The following is a 14,711-nucleotide window of genomic DNA, read 5'->3' as shown; positions in this document are numbered from 1 at the left end:
CTACGGCAAGGTGCCATCACGGCGGGAGCGGTTACTCGGCTACACACTTCCATCGGCACAAAACGCGCACCTTTTTCGTGCAGCCTTTTATTACGCCACCCTTTCCTGGATCAGAATCCACGGCGAAACCACCACTGCCCACAGGCTCGGATCACGCTCAACCAGGTCCAATGCCCGCGTCGCAGACACCTCGCCAAGGCTCCCCGCAGCCAGCCACGCAGCCACTTTGTCGCGGTTATCCTCGGCCATCCCCTCAGCCGCTTCGATCAAATCCAGGCCGGCATCGACCCACAATAGGGCACCCTTGGCAAAGAACGGCTCAAGCTCCTTCCAGGAAATTTCGGCGGTTTCACCGAGCAGCTTGGCATAGAGGGTGCTAGGTTCTTGCGTCATGGGAGTTCACCTGAGTAAAAAATCGGCGCAATCATAGCCCCGTCGCTCAGGCAGAAAAACCCAGTTGCAAATGAGGCATCGATAGAAAGTGTCAGGAAAGCCAAGGATTGCCCGAAACTCTGGCATCACCCCGCCGCAATTCTGTCTTTTTCTTTCATTTAAGCGACACGCCAGGGTTTTGCCCCCAGCAGCCAGCTTTTCAAGCGATCAACCGGCGCTCTACACTGTACCGGTACAGTTGCCAGGGCAATGCCGGGGGGATATCCGAGATATCTGATCCGGTTCTGCAGCTCACAAGGCCGCTAGAACTATAAAAAATACAACAGTAAGAGTGGAGCACTATGAATAAGGCTACTAAGCAGATTTCCAAACTGTTTGCCGCTATGGTCCTGGCTGGTGTTGCCGGCCATTCGTTCGCAGCCGACACCATCAAGATCGGCATCGCCGGTCCCAAGACCGGTCCGGTGACGCAATACGGTGATATGCAATTCATGGGTGCCAAGCAGGCAATCGCCGACATCAACGCCAAGGGCGGCGTCGATGGCAAGATGCTCGAAGCCAAGGAATACGACGATGCTTGCGATCCAAAACAAGCCGTTGCCGTAGCCAACAAAGTGGTCAACGACGGGGTCAAGTTCGTCGTCGGTCACCTCTGCTCCAGCTCCACTCAGCCAGCGTCGGACATTTATGAAGACGAAGGCGTCATCATGATTACCCCGGCTGCCACCAGCCCTGAAATCACCGCCCGTGGCTACAAGCTGATCTTCCGCACCATCGGCCTGGACAGCGCCCAAGGCCCAGCGGCCGGCAACTACATCGCCGACCACGTGAAGCCGAAGATCGTTGCCGTTCTGCACGACAAACAGCAATACGGTGAAGGCATCGCCACTGCCGTTAAACAGACCCTCGAGAAGAAAGGCGTGAAAGTAGCCGTCTTCGAAGGGCTGAACGCCGGCGACAAAGACTTCTCCTCGATCATCCAGAAACTCAAGCAAGCCAACGTCGACTTCGTCTACTACGGCGGCTACCACCCTGAGCTGGGCCTGATCCTGCGCCAGTCCAAGGAAAAAGGCCTGAACGCCAAGTTCATGGGCCCAGAAGGCGTCGGCAACGACTCCATCTCGCAAATCGCCCAGGGTGCTTCCGAAGGCCTGCTGGTGACCCTGCCGAAATCCTTCGACACCGACCCGGCCAACAAAGCCATCGTTGAAGAGTTCACCAAGAACAAGCAGGACCCAACCGGGCCGTTCGTGTTCCCCGCCTACTCGGCCGTTGAAGTCATCGCCGGCGGTATCGCTGCCGCCAAGAGCGAAGACACTGCCAAAGTCGCAGCCGCTATCCACGCAGGCTCCTTCAAGACCCCTACCGGCGACCTGAGCTTCGACGCCAAGGGCGACCTGAAAGACTTCAAGTTCGTGGTCTACGAATGGCACTTCGGTAAACCAAAAACCGAAGTTTCCCCTCAGTAAGCCAGGCGTTACTGGTCAACAAGCCCACTGTGCAAGCAGTGGGCTTTGTTTTACGAGGTTTATGGGCCAGACACCCGCGATCCGGGCGCTGGCTCACCTGAAAATCTTAAAACCGTCACCAGCGGTTCGCTGGCAAACGCTTTGTGCAAATGTGCTCATAGAACACAGCGCAGGGCCGGAACATGACTCCACCAGTGAAATGCGTATCGGGTTTTTAGGAGCGCTGTAATGCCTGAGATCTATCATTTTTTCCAACAGCTGGTTAATGGCCTGACCATTGGCAGCACCTATGCCTTGATAGCCATTGGCTACACAATGGTTTACGGCATCATTGGAATGATCAACTTCGCCCATGGCGAGGTGTACATGATTGGTTCCTACGTGGCTTTCATCGCCCTTGCCGGGCTGGCCATGCTGGGTATCCACTCCCTGCCGCTGTTGATGACCGCCGCGTTCATCGCGTCGATCGTTGTAACCAGTGCCTATGGCTACAGTATCGAGCGTGTTGCCTACCGTCCCTTGCGTGGCAGCAACCGCTTGATCCCACTGATTTCCGCTATCGGCATGTCGATCTTCCTGCAGAACACCGTGTTGCTGTCCCAGGACTCCAAGGACAAGTCCATCCCCAACCTGATCCCGGGGAGCATCTCCTTTGGCCCAGGCGGTGCGGAAGAAGTGCTGATTTCCTACATGCAGATCCTGGTCTTCGTCGTCACCCTGGTGGCGATGCTGGGCCTGACCCTGTTCATCTCTCGCTCACGTCTGGGGCGTGCCTGCCGGGCCTGCGCCGAAGACATCAAGATGGCCAACCTGTTGGGCATCAACACCAACAACATCATCGCCCTGACCTTCGTCATCGGTGCCGCGCTGGCGGCCGTCGCGGCCGTCCTGCTGAGCATGCAATACGGCGTGATCAACCCCAACGCCGGTTTCCTGGTGGGCCTCAAAGCCTTCACCGCGGCGGTATTGGGCGGCATCGGCAGCATTCCGGGCGCCATGCTCGGCGGGCTGGTGCTGGGTGTGGCCGAAGCCTTTGGCGCCGATATCTTCGGCGATCAGTACAAGGATGTCGTGGCGTTCGGCCTGTTGGTTCTGGTGTTGTTGTTCCGTCCGACCGGCATCCTGGGCCGTCCGGAGGTTGAGAAAGTATGAGCAGATATCTTAAATCGGCGTTTTTCAGCGCCTTGCTGGTGTGGGCCGTGGCCTTCCCGGTACTCGGTCTCAAGCTGAGCATTGTCGGCATCAACCTGGAAGTGCATGGCACCGGTCCCGTCACCCTGACCATCATTGCCCTGTGCTCGGTGCTGATGTTCCTGCGCGTGCTGTTCACCCAGCAAGTCGGTGCCCTGTTCAAAGGCAACCGTGGCCCATTGGTCTCGCCCAAGGTCAGCCAATTCCTGACCCTGCCGCGTACCCAACGCTACATCATCATTGCCCTGATCATCGCCGCGCTGATCTGGCCGTTCTTCGGCTCACGCGGCGCGGTTGACATCGCCACCCTGATCCTGATCTACGTGCTGCTGGGCCTTGGCCTGAACATCGTGGTGGGCTTGGCCGGCCTGCTCGACCTGGGCTATGTGGGCTTCTACGCCGTGGGCGCCTATACCTACGCGTTGCTCTCGCACTACCTGGGCTGGAGCTTTTGGGTCTGCCTGCCGCTGGCCGGCTTGATGGCGGCCACGTTCGGCTTCCTGCTGGGCTTCCCGGTGTTGCGCCTGCGAGGGGACTACCTGGCGATCGTGACCCTGGGCTTCGGTGAAATCATCCGCCTGTTCCTGCGTAACCTGACGGACATCACCGGAGGCCCGAACGGCATCAGCAGCATCCCCAAGCCAACGTTCTTCGGGCTGTCGTTCGAGCGCAGCGCCGCCGAAGGCATGCAGACCTTCCACGAGTACTTCGGGATCGACTACAACCCAGTGAGCAAAGTGGTGTTTCTGTACCTGGTGGCCTTGTTGCTGGCACTGGCAGCATTGTTCGTGATCAACCGCCTGCTGCGCATGCCGATCGGTCGTGCGTGGGAAGCGTTGCGCGAAGATGAAATCGCCTGCCGTGCCCTGGGCCTGAACCCGACCATCATCAAGCTTTCCGCATTCACCCTGGGCGCTGCGTTCGCCGGTTTTGCCGGCAGTTTCTTCGCCGCTCGCCAAGGTTTGGTGACCCCGGAGTCGTTCACCTTTATCGAGTCGGCGATCATCCTTGCCATCGTGGTACTGGGTGGCATGGGCTCTCAGCTGGGCGTGATCCTGGCGGCCATCGTGATGATCCTGCTGCCGGAAATGATGCGTGAGTTCAGCGAATACCGCATGTTGATGTTCGGCGCCATGATGGTGCTGATGATGATCTGGCGTCCTCAAGGCCTGCTGCCCATGCAACGTCCACACATGGAGCTGCGCAAATGAGCCGCGAGATCCTGAAAGTCGAAAACTTGAGCATGCGCTTCGGCGGCTTGCTGGCGGTCAACGGCGTGGCCCTGACCGTGAAAGAGAAACAGGTAGTGGCACTGATCGGCCCCAACGGCGCCGGCAAGACCACGGTGTTCAACTGCCTCACCGGTTTCTACAAGCCAAGCGGTGGCAGCATCCTGCTGGATGGCCAGCCGATCCAGGGTTTGGCCGGCCACGAGATCGCCCGCAAGGGCGTGGTACGGACCTTCCAGAACGTACGGTTGTTCAAGGACATGACGGCGGTCGAGAACCTGTTGATCGCCCAGCACCGTCACCTGAACACCAACTTCTTCGCGGGCCTGTTCAAGACCCCGGCGTTTCGCAAGAGCGAACGCGAGGCCATGGAGTACGCCGCGTACTGGCTGGACAAGGTCAACCTCACTGAGTTCGCCAACCGCCCTGCCGGCACCCTGGCCTATGGTCAGCAGCGCCGCCTGGAAATCGCCCGTTGCATGATGACCCGCCCGCGGATCCTGATGCTCGACGAACCGGCAGCCGGCCTGAACCCCAAGGAAACCGAAGACCTCAAAGCGCTGATCAGCGTGTTGCGTGAGGAAAACAACGCCACGGTACTGTTGATCGAACACGACATGAAACTGGTCATGAGCATCTCCGACCACATCGTGGTGATCAATCAGGGCACGCCGCTGGCCAACGGAACGCCGGAGCAGATCCGCGATAATCCGGAAGTGATCAAAGCCTATCTGGGGGAAGCGTAAAATGCTGCAATTCGAAAACGTTTCCACTTTCTACGGCAAGATCCAGGCCCTGCACAGCGTCAACGTGGAAGTGCGCCAAGGTGAAATCGTCACGCTGATCGGCGCCAACGGTGCCGGCAAGTCGACCCTGCTGATGACCCTGTGCGGTTCGCCCCAGGCCCACAGTGGCAGCATCCGCTACATGGGTGAAGAACTGGTGGGCCAGCAGTCCTCGCACATCATGCGCAAGAGCATTGCCGTGGTGCCGGAAGGCCGTCGGGTGTTCTCGCGCCTGACCGTGGAAGAGAACCTGGCCATGGGCGGGTTCTTTACCGACAAGGGCGACTACCAGGAGCAAATGGACAAAGTGTTGCACTTGTTCCCGCGGCTCAAGGAGCGTTTCAGCCAGCGCGGCGGCACCATGTCCGGCGGCGAGCAACAGATGCTCGCCATCGGTCGCGCGCTGATGAGCAAGCCCAAACTGTTGCTGCTGGACGAACCGTCACTGGGCCTGGCACCGATCATCATCCAGCAGATCTTCGACATCATCGAACAGCTGCGCAAGGACGGTGTGACGGTGTTCCTGGTGGAACAGAACGCCAACCAGGCGCTGAAAATCGCCGACCGTGCCTACGTGCTGGAAAACGGCCGGGTGGTGATGCAGGGCACTGGCGAACAACTACTGACGGACCCGAAGGTGCGGGAGGCGTACCTGGGCGGTTAATGCCGCCTGGCGACAAGAAACGGCCTTCGGGCCGTTTTTTTTTGCCATTCATACTTGGAACCAATAATGCGAAATGGCCACTTACGGGGATGTTCACCTAAGGGAATAATCCATGGCTATCAAAAGCGCCTCACTACCGTCTACAGCACTTCCTACACAGAACTGGGAGCCTTCTGCACCACCCCCTCCCAAGATAAAAACGTTCAACGACGTTCGCGACCACTACGCCCAACTCACCACCAAAGACGAGATATCGAAAGAAATGGCGTTGCTTGACGAGCAAGTCAACAGTGGTGAGATAAATGAAAATTTGTACATCACGTTTGCCAATATGCTCAAGGACCAGTTTGAACACCTGCCATCGGCGCCCCCCCTAGCCGATATGGCGCAGGCGCCTATTGACGCCCCTCCCCGACCTGGCCCATCGCTGGGGCAGGTAGCCGAACAACGTTCTCAAGCGCTACGCACTGAACGCCCGGTGACAAGACAAGTCCTTAATGTTCTGGACTTTTTTTCTGGTCGTCGATGAGCCCTCCAACACGGCTCTCGAAAGAGGGCAGTGCTTCGCGCCTTCAGGGTCAAGGAAAACTGATATACAGATATCTTTGTTTTTTTTGACCTCGGTGTAACAAATCCCGCTCGCCTTTCTCTAGTGGTACAAGCAGGCAATAAAGCCCGCCATCCCACTGCTGGAGAAGCACCATGACTACCAAAACCCGCTCGCTGTCCGCCGCCACCCTCGTCCTGGCCCTGGGCTCGGCCCTGAGCCTGTCCGCCCTGACGACCACCGCTCATGCCGCCGACGATATGCAGAAATGCTTCGGCGTCGCCGAAGCCGGCAAGAACGATTGCGCCGCAGGTGCGGGCACGACCTGCGCCGGCACCTCCAAAGTCAAAGACCAGGCCAACGCCTGGAAACTGGTCCCAGCCGGCACCTGCGTCAAAACCCCAAGCACGACCTCGTCGACCGGTTTTGGCCAGGAAGCGGCCTTCACCGCCAAGTCCTGAAAGCCTGTACAACCTGAGTACTGATGATGACGCTTACCCCCCAACACACAGTCTCACCGGCTCAGGTGCCCGGCCTCCCCCACAGGGCCGGGCTGGGGCTGAAGAACGAGCACTTCGCGCAAGTGCTCGAGACCTGCCCCGACATCGGTTTTTTTGAAGTGCACGCCGAAAACTACATGGTGGCCGGCGGCCCGTTTCATCACTACCTGGGGTTGATCCGCGAGCAGTACCCGCTGTCCTTGCACGGTGTGGGACTCTCCATCGGCGGCGAAGGCCCACTGGACCGTGAGCACCTGGCACGGTTGGCCCTGCTGATCGAACGCTATCAACCCCACTCTTTTTCCGAACACCTGGCCTGGTCCAGCCACGGCCCGGTGTTTCTCAATGACTTGCTGCCCCTGGCCTATGATGCCGCCACCCTGGACCGGGTATGCGAACACGTTGACCAGGTACAACACGCGCTCAAGCGGCCGATGCTGTTGGAAAACCCGTCAACCTACCTGCAGTTCCAGCGCTCCACCCTGGACGAGACGGACTTTCTCAGCGGGATCATCCGCCGCACCGGCTGCGGCCTGCTGCTCGACGTCAACAACGTCTATGTGTCGTGCATCAATCACCAACGCGACCCGCTGGCCTACATCGATGCCCTGCCTTTGCGCGCCGTCGGTGAGATTCATCTGGCAGGTTTTGCCGAAGACACGGACAGCCTGGGCGACCGCCTACTGATCGATGACCACGGAGCGCCTATCGACAACGCCGTATGGCAACTCTACGAGCACGTTCTGGCGCGTACCGGGCCGATGGCCACGCTGATCGAGCGGGATAACCAGGTGCCGGCCTTCAGCGTATTGCAGGTTGAGGTTCAACACGCCGACGGCTATCTGTCGCAGGTGGCCCGATGAGTGTTCAAAGCGCATTTGCCAGCGCCCTGCTGGCCCCGGACGCCGCCTGCCCTGAGGGTTTGTTCAGCAGCAACGGTGCCGATCCGATGAGCCGCTTCGCGGTGTACCGCAACAACGTCCACAGCGCCTTGATCAATGCATTGGCAGCGGCGTATCCGGTGGCACTGCAACTGGTCGGCGAGGCGTTTTTTCGCGCCATGGCCGGCCTATATGTGCAGGATCATCCGCCCAGCAGCCCAATAATCAGTGAGTACGGCAACACATTTGCCGACTTTATCCAGGGGTTCGCACCGGCGGCGAGCGTGCCCTACCTCGCCGATGTCGCACGGTTGGAACGCCTGCGGGTTCGCGCTTATCACGCGGCGGATATCCAGCCGCTGGATCAGCACGACGTGCTCCAGCAACTGCAAGGTACGGCAGACCTGGGGCAGTCGCGCCTGCGGTTGCACCCCTCGCTCTCCACGTTGAACTCTCCCTACGCCATCGTGGCGGTTTGGGCCGCCCACCAGACCGAGGGCGCTGTCGCCATGTTGGACCCGGGGTATGCCCAAAACGCGTTGGTCTTACGTCAAGGGTTGGCGGTCAAGGTGTTCGCCATCGACAGCGGATCGGTGGCGTTTATCAACAGCCTGGGCCGGGGGGCCGGGTTGGAAATGGCCGTCGCCGAGGCCCTCGAAGCCTCGGCCGAATTCGACTTGCATCAATGCCTGACGCTGCTGATCGGCCACGACGCCATCACTCATTTACATCTGGAACACAAGGTATCGCCATGAACACTTCAGCTCCCTGCCTGATAAAACGGGTCGTCGCACTGTTTGAAAAAATCCCTTACAGCCTGATCGCCTTTATTACGCGATTCTCCATCGCAGCGGTGTTCTGGAAATCCGGGCAAACCAAAGTCGAAGGCTTCGCCATTGATTTGGTCAACGGCACCTTCCAGCTCGGCGAACCTAAGCTCGCCGCCTCGACACTGCCGTTGTTTCGCAGCGAATACCACGTGCCCCTGTTGTCGCCGGAAGTCGCCGCGCACCTGGCTGCGTTTGCCGAGCACTTTTTCCCGGTGCTGATTCTCGTGGGGTTCGCCACCCGCTTCTCAGCCCTGGCGTTGATCGGCATGACCCTGACCATTCAACTGTTCGTCTACCCCGAAGCCTACCCAACCCACGGCACCTGGATTGCGCTGCTGTTGTTGTTGGTCGCCAAGGGCCCGGGCGCCGTATCCATCGACCACTGGATCGCCCGCCGCTACCGCTGAAGCCGATCCAGCGCCTCGCCGCTGCGCTTGAACCAGTCAACCAAATAGTCGGCCAATACCTGGGTGCGCCTCGGCAGGCCACCCTGGTAGGGGTGAACCAGGTACATCGGCATGCTCCGCGTCTGATAATCACGCAAGAGCCAACGTAATCGGCCGTCAGCCAATTCCGCCGGCAAAACGTATGACGGCAGGCGCGCGATGCCGGCGCCCACCAATGCAGCCTTCTTCAACAGGTTGTAATGGTTGGAAGCGAACGTGCCGCTCACCCTGACGCGCAGCAATTCATGTTGCTGGTGATACAACCATTCCTCGCGACCGCTGTAATGACTGTTGAGCAAACAGGTATGGGTGGCCAGATCGGCGGGCGTGAGCGGCTCACCATGCTGCTCCAGGTAGGCCGGGCTGGCACAGGTCATTTCATGCCAGGCCAGCAGCGGCTTGGCCACCAGGCGCTCATTTTCCATGACGCCCGTGCGTACGCCCAAATCAAACCCGTCCCGAGCCAAATCCCGGTAGCTATTGTTCAGCTCCAGCTCGATCTGCACCTGCGGATACTGCTTGGAAAACTCCAGCAGCAAGCCATCAAAGAAGGTTTCTCCCAACGACACCGGAACCGTCATACGGACCGGTCCGGCCAGGTCGTCCTTGAGCCGCGCCAATGCCTGACGAGCGCGCTCCACTTGTACGACCAGCGCCTGGGCCTGGGGCAACAACGCCGCGCCTGCCGCGGTGAGGCTGAGCTTGCGGGTGGTGCGGTGCAGCAGCACGACAGAAAACTGTGCTTCCAACTGGCTGATGCGCTTGGACAGCTGGCCTTTGCTGCACCCCAATTGCTCGGCCGCCAGCGTAAAACTGCCCGCTTCGATCAATACGGCAAAGGCTGCCAGGTCATCCATTTCGCTCATGGATTGTTTCCATTTGAAAACCAAAGGTTGCCTATTAGCGCGTTTATTCACCTGAAAAGCCACACTAGACTGAACCCTCACTTACCCCCTGGAGGAACAGCACGATGAAAATCCTATTGATTGGCGCCAGCGGTACTGTCGGCTCAGCGGTCAAGGCGGAACTGGCTCAGCGTCACGAAGTGATCAGCATCGGCCGCAGCGGTGCAGACTTCCAGGTCGACATCAGCGACAGCGCCTCGATTCGCCAGCTGTTTGAACAGACCGGCAAGTTCGATGCGCTGGTCTGTGCGGCAGGCAGCGTGAATTTCGTGGCATTGGGCGATATGAGCGAAGCCGACTTTGAGCTGGGCCTGCGTGACAAGCTGATGGGCCAGGTCAACCTGTTGCTGATCGGTCGTGAGTACGCCAACGACGGCGCTTCGTTTACCTTCACCAGTGGCATTCTGAACCGTGACCCGATTCGTACCGGTGCGTCTGCGGCGCTGGTCAACGGCGCCATCGATGCCTTCGTCAAAGCCGCGGCGATCGAACTGCCACGCGGCTTGCGCGTCAATGCCGTGAGCCCGACCGTCCTACTGGAGGCCATGGGCAGCTACGCCCCCTACTTCCGTGGCTACAAGCCAGTCACTGGCGCCGATGTGGCGTTGGCCTACGCGAAAAGTGTCGAGGGCTTGCAAACTGGCCAGACGTTTATCGTCGGTTAAGGTTTTGCCGAGGCGCTGCCAATCGGCCAGGCAGCGCTTGAGACCTTATCGCATCAGCGACGGCATCATCTCCACGAGCCTTTCGCGCGGGATGAAAAATCTCAATTGCCCCGTGTCTATTACACCTCTGACAGCGGCAGTACCCAGTTGCCGACCATTGACGTAAAGCGTGAGTGGCTTGTTCATTGCCTGCTCGCTCAATACTGCAGTACGGGCGCTGGCCTCAGGACTGAGGACCACGTCCACGCTGATGTAGCGCGGGTTTGGCTCATTGGCTGTTTTCAGCGTCAGGTGCATGTCGACAAAATCAGTCTGAGCGTTATAAAACAGCTTGGCGGGTTGTTCAGCCCATGCAGCCGATGTGAGTAACCACAAACCGCACAGCACAAGGGGTAACTTCATGACGTGTGCCCTCAATATAAAACCCAAGCGTTCCACACAACCCCATACCGCGCAGTAGGAAAAGCTCGCTTCGCTTTATCCTACTTCATCAGTTCATACGACTGACTTGTGATACAACGCCAGGCTGCGTAACGTGGCGGCACTTGTCTGGAGACCCGATAATGCGCGCCGCCCGTACCCTTGCTTTGCTTGCCTTGCTCCCCCTGTTCACTGCCTGCCAGATGTTCGAAAGCGAACCGGCCAAGCCGTCTACTGTCGGACTGACCCGTATGCAGGGTGAGTTGACAGCCGTTGGCGGCAAGCTGTTGTTCCAGCCTTGCAACGACAAACGCAACTACGTGGTCAACGATACCGGGGGCACCAGCGTCCTGCAGGAAGCCGCCTCCCTGGCCGGCCAACAAGGTGCGCTGTTTGCAGACTTGCGTGGCAAGTTCTCCGGCGTCGCCAGCGGCACCCAGGGCTCGGTGGACCTGCAACAGCTGTATCGCGTCGAACGCTCGACCTCGGCCTGCAACGACCCGGACTTCAAGCGCATGATCCTGCGAGCCAACGGCCATGAACCGACTTGGGTCATGAACGTCACGGCCAAGGGCATGGTGCTGGAACGCGAAGGCCAGCCGCCACTGGCGGTGCCGTTTGTCGAAGAACAGCTGGGGGACGGCCGTTTCAACCTGATGACCGAAGCCAACAACCTGCACATCGAACTGTGGGTAGCCCCGCAACGCTGTATCGATAGCGCCACCGGCAGCCTGCAGCACATGACCGCCGAGTTGCGGGTTAATGGCAAGGTACAGCGTGGTTGCGCGTCGTTCGGTGGCTCACGCGACGACTGATTCCCCCCCTGGGCTGTTTTAACATGACGGAAATCCTCCATTGGGGCTTATAATCGCCGGTTTGCAAAACAGCCGGCATCGAAGCCCGCCGCCTACCGGATCCCGTCATGTTACGAATCACCGAACTCAAGCTGCCCATCGACCATCCCGAAGAAGACCTGCGGCCTGCCATCGTGCAGCGCCTGGGCATCGCCAGTGATGACCTGCTCGATTTCACCCTGTTCAAGCGCAGCTACGATGCGCGCAAGAAATCGTCGGAGCTGTGCTTCATCTACACCATCGACCTGAACGTCAAGGGCGAAGCCGCCCTGCTGCTCAAGTTCGCCGATGATCGCAACATCAACACCGCGCCGGATGTCAGCTACAAAGTGGTGGGCCGAGCACCGGAAGGCTTGAGCGAGCGGCCAATCGTCGTCGGTTTTGGCCCCTGCGGGATCTTCGCCGGGCTGTTGCTGGCGCAGATGGGCTTCAAGCCGATCATCCTCGAACGCGGCAAGGAAGTGCGTCAGCGCACCAAGGACACCTGGGGCCTGTGGCGCAAAAGCGTGCTCAACCCCGAGTCCAACGTGCAATTCGGTGAAGGTGGCGCCGGGACCTTCTCCGACGGCAAGCTGTACAGCCAGATCAAGGACCCGAAATTCCACGGTCGCAAAGTGCTGCACGAATTCGTCAAGGCCGGTGCGCCGCAAGAGATCCTCTACGTCAGCAAGCCGCACATCGGTACATTCCGCCTGACCGGCGTGGTGGAAAACATGCGCGAACAAATTATCGCCCTGGGCGGTGAAGTACGTTTCGAACAACGGGTCACCGACGTGTTGATCGAAGACGGGCAACTGAACGGCGTGGTTATCGACGGCGGCGAGCAGATCCTCTCCAAGCATGTGATTCTCGCCTTGGGCCACAGCGCCCGTGACACCTTCCGCATGCTCCACAGCCGTGGCGTGTACATGGAAGCCAAGCCGTTCTCGGTGGGTTTCCGGATCGAACACCCGCAGTCGCTGATCGACGCCGCGCGCCTGGGCAAATACGCCGGCCACCCGAAACTGGGTGCCGCCGACTACAAGCTGGTGCATCACGCCAAGAACGGCCGTTCGGTCTACAGCTTCTGCATGTGCCCGGGCGGCACCGTGGTTGCCGCGACCTCAGAGCCCAATCGCGTCGTGACCAATGGCATGAGCCAGTACTCGCGTAACGAGCGCAACGCCAACTCCGGCATCGTGGTCGGTATCACGCCCGAGGTGGACTACCCTGGTGGCCCGCTGGCCGGTATCGAACTCCAAGAGCGCCTGGAGTCCCACGCCTACATCCTGGGCGGCAGCAACTACGAGGCGCCTGCGCAATTGGTAGGTGACTTCATTGCCGGCAAGCCCTCCACGGCCATCGGCAGTGTGGAACCGTCCTACAAGCCCGGCGTATCCCTGGGTGACTTGGCCCTGGCCCTGCCGGACTTCGCCATCGAAGCCATCCGCGAAGCCTTGCCGGCGTTCGAGAAACAGATCAAGGGTTACTCGCTGCACGATGCCGTACTGACCGGTATCGAAACCCGCACGTCATCGCCGCTGCGGATTACCCGTAACGAGTCGATGCAGAGCCTGAACGTCAAGGGCCTGTTCCCGGCCGGTGAAGGCGCCGGTTATGCCGGTGGGATTCTGTCGGCAGGTGTCGACGGCATTCGGATTGCCGAAGCCTTGGCGCGGGATATGTTGGGTATCGAAGCCTGAGAACACGGCAGTAAAAAATGTGGGAGGGGCCTGCTCCCACATTTGGTTTACGTTGTATCAGATGTTTGCGCGCAGGATCGTTTCGGGTAAAGGCTCACCCCGTTCGACACTCGCCGCAACGGCTGCAATCAGCCCCTCCAATTCATACCCCTGCCCCGCCAGCCAAGCCTCATCGTAATAGGTAGTGGCATACCGCTCACCGCCATCACACAAGATCGCCACGATCGACCCCGACTCCCCCGCCGCCTTCATCTGTTGTGCCGCCATCAGGGCACCAATCAGGTTGGTCCCGCTGGAGCCCCCGACTCGCCGCCCCAAGCGCTCAGCCAGGTAATGCATGGCTGCCAGGGACAATGCATCCGGCACCTTGACCATCGCATCAATCACCTTGGGCAGGAATGACGCCTCGACCCGAGGCCGCCCAATGCCCTCGATACGCGAGCCACAGTCCAGGCGCAGGCTGGCGTCGCCGCTCTGGTAGAAGTCGAAGAACACCGAACGCTCGGCATCGGCACACAGCACCCGCGTGCAATGCTGGCGATAACGCACATAGCGTCCCAAGGTCGCCGTGGTGCCACCGGTACCGGGGCTGGAAATCAGCCAGCTGGGCTCCGGGTGCTGCTCAAAGCGCATCTGCTGGAAGATCGATTCGGCAATGTTGTTGTTCGCCCGCCAGTCGGTAGCGCGTTCGGCATAGGTGAACTGGTCCATGAAATGACCGCCGCTTTCCTTCGCCAAACGTTCGGACTCGGCGTAGATCTGCGTGGGGTCCTGTACCAGATGACACTTGCCGCCGTAAAAGGCGATTTGGGCGATCTTCTCCTGAGACGTAGTGGCCGGCATCACCGCAATAAACGACAGGCCGAGCAGGCGCGCAAAGTACGCTTCCGAGATGGCCGTGGAACCACTGGATGCCTCAATCACCGGCGCACCCGGCTTGAGCCAGCCATTGCACAACGCATACAGGAACAAGGAGCGGGCCAGCCGGTGCTTCAGGCTACCCGTGGGGTGGCTGGACTCGTCCTTGAAGTACAACTCGATACCCGGCAACCCCGGTAACGGCAACGGGATCAGGTGTGTGTCGGCGCTACGCTGGAAGTCCGCTTCAATAATGCGGATGGCTTCACGGGCCCAGGTACGGTGGTCGTTCATTAGGTGCGTCTCTAAAAGATTTCAGCCCCAATCTTAGGGGGTTTCCTACACTGCACACAGATACAGTGACGTCTCAATTAGACACACAATTGCTAGCC

At 59.5% G+C, this 14,711-nt stretch carries 17 protein-coding genes; 13 read left to right on the top strand and 4 right to left on the bottom strand.

Features of this window, described 5'->3' with window-relative positions; all coding sequences use genetic code 11:
- Positions 1–90: 90 nt before the first annotated feature.
- Entirely contained in the window at positions 91–393 is a 303-nt protein-coding gene (locus tag M5B43_RS07755; protein ID WP_248749541.1) for a DUF2288 domain-containing protein, read from the bottom strand.
- Positions 394–734: 341 nt separating this feature from the next.
- On the opposite strand from M5B43_RS07755, the gene M5B43_RS07750 reads away from it, so the two are divergent.
- The 10 genes from M5B43_RS07750 to M5B43_RS07705 all read left to right on the top strand — a co-directional run bounded on the left by M5B43_RS07750 (position 735) and on the right by M5B43_RS07705 (position 8,896).
- A complete protein-coding gene (locus M5B43_RS07750; protein WP_248749540.1) occupies positions 735–1,862 on the top strand; it encodes a branched-chain amino acid ABC transporter substrate-binding protein in 1,128 nt (375 codons plus the stop codon).
- Between the two features lie 228 nt (positions 1,863–2,090).
- Entirely contained in the window at positions 2,091–3,014 is a 924-nt protein-coding gene (gene livH, locus M5B43_RS07745) for a high-affinity branched-chain amino acid ABC transporter permease LivH (protein ID WP_248749539.1), read from the top strand.
- The gene (locus tag M5B43_RS07740) at positions 3,011–4,264 is read left to right on the top strand and encodes a high-affinity branched-chain amino acid ABC transporter permease LivM (RefSeq protein WP_248749538.1); all 1,254 of its coding nucleotides are present in this window, start codon (positions 3,011–3,013) and stop codon (positions 4,262–4,264) included. The genes livH and M5B43_RS07740 overlap by 4 nt, the downstream gene beginning before the upstream one ends.
- Positions 4,261–5,028: a high-affinity branched-chain amino acid ABC transporter ATP-binding protein LivG gene (livG, locus tag M5B43_RS07735; RefSeq protein WP_003193538.1), complete on the top strand. Its 768-nt coding sequence runs from the start codon at positions 4,261–4,263 to the stop codon at positions 5,026–5,028. The genes M5B43_RS07740 and livG overlap by 4 nt, the downstream gene beginning before the upstream one ends.
- A 1-nt stretch (position 5,029) precedes the next feature.
- Complete coding sequence (locus tag M5B43_RS07730) at positions 5,030–5,731, top strand: ABC transporter ATP-binding protein (protein ID WP_017844798.1); 702 nt, start codon at positions 5,030–5,032, stop codon at positions 5,729–5,731.
- Positions 5,732–5,843: 112 nt separating this feature from the next.
- Complete coding sequence (locus M5B43_RS07725) at positions 5,844–6,260, top strand: hypothetical protein (RefSeq protein WP_248749537.1); 417 nt, start codon at positions 5,844–5,846, stop codon at positions 6,258–6,260.
- 173 nt (positions 6,261–6,433) lie between these two features.
- Entirely contained in the window at positions 6,434–6,739 is a 306-nt protein-coding gene (locus M5B43_RS07720) for a DUF2282 domain-containing protein (RefSeq protein WP_248749536.1), read from the top strand.
- Positions 6,740–6,762: 23 nt separating this feature from the next.
- Complete coding sequence (locus M5B43_RS07715; RefSeq protein ID WP_248749535.1) at positions 6,763–7,641, top strand: DUF692 domain-containing protein; 879 nt, start codon at positions 6,763–6,765, stop codon at positions 7,639–7,641.
- On the top strand, positions 7,638–8,414 hold the full coding sequence (locus M5B43_RS07710) for a DNA-binding domain-containing protein (protein WP_248749534.1): 777 nt from the start codon (positions 7,638–7,640) through the stop codon (positions 8,412–8,414). Before M5B43_RS07715 ends, M5B43_RS07710 begins: the two co-directional genes overlap by 4 nt.
- Complete coding sequence (locus M5B43_RS07705; protein WP_248749533.1) at positions 8,411–8,896, top strand: DoxX family protein; 486 nt, start codon at positions 8,411–8,413, stop codon at positions 8,894–8,896. The genes M5B43_RS07710 and M5B43_RS07705 overlap by 4 nt, the downstream gene beginning before the upstream one ends.
- Here the strand turns inward: M5B43_RS07705 and M5B43_RS07700 are convergent.
- Positions 8,887–9,801, bottom strand: a complete 915-nt coding sequence (locus M5B43_RS07700; protein WP_248749532.1) for a LysR family transcriptional regulator — start codon at positions 9,799–9,801, stop codon at positions 8,887–8,889. The genes M5B43_RS07705 and M5B43_RS07700 overlap by 10 nt on opposite strands.
- Positions 9,802–9,905: 104 nt before the next feature.
- Here M5B43_RS07700 and M5B43_RS07695 point away from each other — a divergent pair, with 104 nt between their 5' ends.
- A complete protein-coding gene (locus M5B43_RS07695; RefSeq protein ID WP_248749531.1) occupies positions 9,906–10,505 on the top strand; it encodes a short chain dehydrogenase in 600 nt (199 codons plus the stop codon).
- A gap of 45 nt (positions 10,506–10,550) precedes the next feature.
- On the opposite strand, the gene M5B43_RS07690 is transcribed toward M5B43_RS07695, so the two are convergent.
- Positions 10,551–10,907, bottom strand: coding sequence for a hypothetical protein (locus M5B43_RS07690; protein WP_248749530.1), 357 nt, complete (start codon positions 10,905–10,907; stop codon positions 10,551–10,553).
- A 161-nt stretch (positions 10,908–11,068) separates the two neighbouring features.
- Between M5B43_RS07690 and M5B43_RS07685 the strand changes: the two genes are divergently transcribed.
- Together M5B43_RS07685 and M5B43_RS07680 are read left to right on the top strand one after the other, a co-directional pair.
- The gene (locus M5B43_RS07685; RefSeq protein WP_248749529.1) at positions 11,069–11,740 is read left to right on the top strand and encodes a hypothetical protein; all 672 of its coding nucleotides are present in this window, start codon (positions 11,069–11,071) and stop codon (positions 11,738–11,740) included.
- 107 nt (positions 11,741–11,847) lie between these two features.
- Positions 11,848–13,461: an NAD(P)/FAD-dependent oxidoreductase gene (locus M5B43_RS07680; protein WP_248749528.1), complete on the top strand. Its 1,614-nt coding sequence runs from the start codon at positions 11,848–11,850 to the stop codon at positions 13,459–13,461.
- Between the two features lie 57 nt (positions 13,462–13,518).
- Here the strand turns inward: M5B43_RS07680 and M5B43_RS07675 are convergent, their stop codons facing one another.
- Complete coding sequence (locus M5B43_RS07675) at positions 13,519–14,613, bottom strand: PLP-dependent cysteine synthase family protein (protein WP_248749527.1); 1,095 nt, start codon at positions 14,611–14,613, stop codon at positions 13,519–13,521.
- Positions 14,614–14,711: the final 98 nt, after the last annotated feature.

This window comes from Pseudomonas sp. MWU15-20650 (assembly GCF_023242475.1).
GTDB lineage: Bacteria > Pseudomonadota > Gammaproteobacteria > Pseudomonadales > Pseudomonadaceae > Aquipseudomonas.
The sequence above is the reverse complement of the archived record's forward strand: the minus strand, read 5'-3'. Positions and strand labels throughout refer to the sequence as shown.